Origin of the sequence: Coraliomargarita sinensis (assembly GCF_003185655.1) — a bacterium.
In the GTDB taxonomy this organism is placed as follows: domain Bacteria; phylum Verrucomicrobiota; class Verrucomicrobiia; order Opitutales; family Coraliomargaritaceae; genus Coraliomargarita_B; species Coraliomargarita_B sinensis.
The window spans coordinates 1-4,100 of record NZ_QHJQ01000022.1 but is presented as its reverse complement, the minus strand read 5'-3'; the positions used below and the strand labels follow the sequence as shown (position 1 = coordinate 4,100).

7 protein-coding genes are annotated in these 4,100 nt (G+C 45.8%); all 7 read left to right on the top strand.

Annotated features, from left to right (window positions below):
* Positions 1 to 190 (top strand): hypothetical protein (locus DDZ13_RS15785; RefSeq protein WP_233246182.1); only part of this gene is annotated, 190 nt, incomplete at its 5' end.
* 77 nt (positions 191 to 267) lie between these two features.
* The gene (locus DDZ13_RS15055) at positions 268 to 606 is read left to right on the top strand and encodes a hypothetical protein (RefSeq protein WP_110132286.1); all 339 of its coding nucleotides are present in this window, start codon (positions 268 to 270) and stop codon (positions 604 to 606) included.
* A gap of 838 nt (positions 607 to 1,444) precedes the next feature.
* Positions 1,445 to 1,894 carry a DUF6389 family protein gene (locus DDZ13_RS15045; RefSeq protein ID WP_110132284.1) on the top strand — a complete coding sequence of 150 codons (450 nt, stop codon included), beginning with the start codon at positions 1,445 to 1,447 and terminating at the stop codon, positions 1,892 to 1,894.
* Positions 1,895 to 1,967: 73 nt separating this feature from the next.
* Positions 1,968 to 2,351, top strand: a complete 384-nt coding sequence (locus DDZ13_RS15040) for a hypothetical protein (RefSeq protein WP_110132283.1) — start codon at positions 1,968 to 1,970, stop codon at positions 2,349 to 2,351.
* A 49-nt stretch (positions 2,352 to 2,400) separates the two neighbouring features.
* A complete protein-coding gene (locus tag DDZ13_RS15035) occupies positions 2,401 to 2,952 on the top strand; it encodes a hypothetical protein (protein WP_158279949.1) in 552 nt (183 codons plus the stop codon).
* Between the two features lie 16 nt (positions 2,953 to 2,968).
* Complete coding sequence (locus DDZ13_RS15030; protein ID WP_110132281.1) at positions 2,969 to 3,397, top strand: hypothetical protein; 429 nt, start codon at positions 2,969 to 2,971, stop codon at positions 3,395 to 3,397.
* A 46-nt stretch (positions 3,398 to 3,443) separates the two neighbouring features.
* Positions 3,444 to 3,971 carry an SRPBCC family protein gene (locus tag DDZ13_RS15025; protein WP_110132287.1) on the top strand — a complete coding sequence of 176 codons (528 nt, stop codon included), beginning with the start codon at positions 3,444 to 3,446 and terminating at the stop codon, positions 3,969 to 3,971.
* The last annotated feature ends 129 nt before the right edge of the window (positions 3,972 to 4,100 follow it).

Below are 4,100 nucleotides of genomic sequence, written 5' to 3'. Positions count from 1 at the left end.
TCGCGGTTCAGAAATCATCACAGACGAAGTAAGAAAAAGGGCTACAACTGTCGAAAAGTTATCCTCCCAATCCAATTTTGATGACTCCTTATTGATTGGAAGTCTCTCGGCAATTTTTGGTTTCATCCTATTATCTACCGGCTCCAGAAAACTCAGGGCAGAACCAGCCGGCTCAGGTCAACCCATGTAACCCGCCCGATAATCCGAGAATCACTTGAACTACACACTCGTGAGGCTGGGTGCCTGGCCTCGACGTTCACGAAAAGAATGAAAAAGAAATTCACCATACTAGCATTCATCCTCGTTTGTATTGCAGCATACGAAATTTCGTTTCGCTACTGGACTGGAAAGAATGGGGAAGTGAATACAGACGTCAGTCCACCCAGTCTTTACTACAGTTCTGACCTGAACTCAGAATTCCCACTAGCGGAAAGAATATTCACTTGGAGGGCCAATCTGCCACTCGGAAAGGTTCAGCTCGCAGAAGGAACAGGTGCCTACGTTTCCGGAGGAGAATTTTACAGAAAGAAAAGTGATGGAAGCTGGGAGAACCTTTCGGAACTCTTTGCTCAACACAGTAAACAAAGCGTGAACCAGCCGGAGTGATCAAGATCGAGGCTGCGCCTCGACCTGATCATCCTCGACGTTCAGTAAAATGAAATGCCCATATTGTAAAAATAGAGTTGGACCTATTTCTTTCTTCCTTCGTTGCTTGAGCACCACTTACAAGTGCGCTGAGTGCCAGTGCACGTCCAAGCCAAAGTCAAAGATCAAGCACGATAAAGTAACTTTAGCTAGCGTAGCATTTATAACTACAATGGCGACTTTTATACTCATAGACATAAATGGAATTAAAGGTATTCTGATCCACTTCATGATTCTCTGGTTCTCATTGTCATGCTGGCATCGAGCATCCCACCAGCTACATAAAATAGAAGACTGAACCAGGGTGAGTAGACAACCCGAGTAACCCGCCAAAAAATTCTAAAAACCATTTGCACGAATGACCTCGAAGGTCGGTTGTCTATCACCTACGTTCTGTGAAAGAAAATGAAAGCCTTAGGACCCAGGGTCTGTCTTTACACTCATTTCGCCTTCGCGCTCTACGTTATGTCGTGCGGACTATTGGACTGCTTTGGTCTGTCCCAGGAATGGATGATACCGAATGTGACGGTTTTTTACTTACTTATTTTCTCGGCGATTCCATTCGTGACTATTGGAGCTTTCTTGGCAGTCTGGAGGAAAGAAGATAAGAAAGGAATGGTTATCCTGACGCATATCATTTTAGGCGTTGCCCAGATTATAGGACCTTTACCACTTGTAATTTAAAGAATACAGAACCAGCCGACGCAGACAACCCAGTTAACCCGCCCGAAAATTCTAAAAATCAACCGTTCGACTGAGCCCTCAGGCTGGTTGTCTGGTCTCATCGATCTATAAAAGAATGGAAAAAGACGAATACATCTCTGAGGTTCTCAAAGTTCTCGATTCTCATTCAGCCGAGATAAAAGGGAAGTTCGAGGATGCACTCGACTCGTTACCGCCAAAGGCAGTCGCAGTCGAGGTGAACGTTTTCTCAGATCAAGATGGCGAAGGTTTTTTGACTATTCGAGTATCATTGGATGGGCCTGACCTTTATGTCTTGAATAAGAAAATCGAAGAGAAGGCATGCCTATTTGATACGGTGATGGGTTCAGATGGATTTGAGCCACCATTACCGATGCTAGATCCGTTCGATATTGAATTCGATTCTCCGGACATTTTGGTGGACACTGCCACTCGCTGGCTCCATAAAGAATTAAGCCAAACTAATCTATCGAAAGTAAACCTTCCGATCACGATTCTCAATCCAGAGGGTTACGGAACAGTCGGAGCAATTAAACTAAATGGATAGATCAAGACGCAGCTATCAACACCTTTCGCGCTCCGCGCTTCAGGTGCGATAGTGCTCCACGTTCTGAAAGAGAATGAAACTTACCATCAGCCTCATCCTGATTGGCATATTCCAGATTGCAGCTGGTGGATTCTATGGGCTACTGACACCAATCCAAATTGAAGAGAATATTCAGACGGACCTAAACAGATCGAAGAGCGCAGCCGAAGAAAAAATGAAAAAAGAACTGACGCCTGAGTTTGCTGAAAAATGGCCGAAGGAATTTGAGTCATACGTCTGGAACGAAATAAAGGAAGCAGAGAGTTTAGCGCGATCAGCAAGGGAGGGTTGGGACCATCTCCACACCACTTCCTTGCTTCTTGCTGGCGCAGGGATTTTTACATTTACTGTCGGATTGAGCAGACTATTCAAAGTTAGCCTGAAGTCAGAACCAGCCGGCACAGGTCAACCCATGTAACCCGCCCGAAAATCCGAGAATCACATAGACCACTAACCCGTCAGGCTGGGTGCCTGGCCTCTACGTTCTCCAGAAAATGAAATCGAAGGCAATCACATCCATAGCACTTATAGCCGTCGGTATTGCTTTGGGAGTGCCACTGGGATACTTGGTTAAAAAGGAAAAGCTAATCGGCGAACTAGTCTTCAAGGATGGGAATCTATACACCGAAGGAAATATTTTGTTCTACGGAGGTGCAGATTTTAAACTAATCTACGAGGTAGTTCACTCAGTCGAAATCGAAGGAACCAGCATCAATGGCCAGATCGTCAGTATTAGCGTCGAAGACGTAGCGGAGATAGCCGAAACAGTGAAGAAGATAGATGGTGTAGATCCGATACTCTCAATTCGAGTCATTGACCGAGAAAATGTAGAGGTGAGGACTGGAGTAGTCAGAGGCCCAATGGACGGTGGTGGCAGAATTTACAGTCTGAAGAAAGTTACTGGAGAATGGGAACTGGATGAGTCAAAAGGGACAGCTCACTGGCTGTCCAAAACCAAAGGAGAACCAGGCGAGAGTGGACAACTCCGTTCGCTGCGCTCACTACGCGCCACCTCTTGACGATCGCTAAAGCAAAATGAAAACTTTCAGATGGACGATCCCTACGCCTAGCTTAAGCGGTGTCGAAAAACGTGAGCACAGGTTGTATGAAAGAAAAAAAGGAATCAAAGCTCAGGGTTCGAAGTATGATACCATTGAAGTAGAGCCACTGGATTGGCGGGAGCGATGGGCTCTCTATAAACTGAACAAAAATAGAACTCTTTGGCCAGTTATCTGGGTAGTTCCCTACGTCGGCTTTTTGACATTCATCTGGCACGACCATGAAGATCTGCAGCCAGCGCTAATTCTGCTGTGGGTTATTGCATTTTTAGTGGTTGAAGATTGTATCGAAAGCATGGGTATTCGTAGTGTCATTGCGCGATTAAATCCGAAAGTGAGCGATCAAGACGACGCAGACAACCCATGTAACCCGCCCCAAAATTCTAAAAATCAACAGGACGACTGAGCTTTTGGGCTGGGTGTCTGGTCTCACCGTTCAGCGAAAGAAACAAATGGCCGTTATCGAACTCACCACACAAATCAATGCTCCGATTGAGCGTGTTTTCGATTTGGCGAGAAGCATCGACGCACACACTGCTTCCACGTCTCAGTCAAAGGAACGAGCGGTCGCTGGAAAAACGGAAGGTCTTATGGAACTGGATGATACCGTCACTTGGGAAGCGACGCATTTCGGAGTAAAACAGAAGCTTACTGTTCGCATGACCATTTTGAACAGACCGAAAGTCTTTGAAGACGAAATGACCAAAGGCGCTTTCTCAAAAATGAAGCATACCCACCTTTTTAAAGAAAAAGAGAGTAGAACAGAAATGAGCGATAGATTCGAATTCGAAGCTCCTCTTGGAATCTTAGGTCGTCTGGCAGAAAAAATGTTTCTCACGAATTACATGAAAGCCTTCCTCCGGAAGAGAAACGAAGAACTAAAGCAGATGGCAGAATCTGGCAACTGGGAACAGTTTTTACCGCAACAAGCTGAACCAGCCGGTGGTCACAACTCCGGGGGCTGCGCCCCCTCCGCGTGACACCTCATCGTTCGCCAAAGAAAATATGCATCCGGTCGCCATACTCATAATCCTCTTCATTGTAGGCATAGGAGCTCTGTTTTATCTCAAGTATCGAAAGTATGGCCCTATAGGCATGTATTTCTCAGA

What these genes read in the sequence shown, in the direction of transcription:
- DDZ13_RS15055 (WP_110132286.1), top strand. Translation starts at nt 268, where the DNA reads ATGAAAAAGAAATTCACCATACTAGCATTCATCCTCGTTTGTATTGCA.
- DDZ13_RS15045 (WP_110132284.1), top strand. Translation starts at nt 1,445, where the DNA reads ATGGAAAAAGACGAATACATCTCTGAGGTTCTCAAAGTTCTCGATTCT.
- DDZ13_RS15030 (WP_110132281.1), top strand. Translation starts at nt 2,969, where the DNA reads ATGAAAACTTTCAGATGGACGATCCCTACGCCTAGCTTAAGCGGTGTC.
- DDZ13_RS15025 (WP_110132287.1), top strand. Translation starts at nt 3,444, where the DNA reads ATGGCCGTTATCGAACTCACCACACAAATCAATGCTCCGATTGAGCGT.
- DDZ13_RS15040 (WP_110132283.1), top strand. Translation starts at nt 1,968, where the DNA reads ATGAAACTTACCATCAGCCTCATCCTGATTGGCATATTCCAGATTGCA.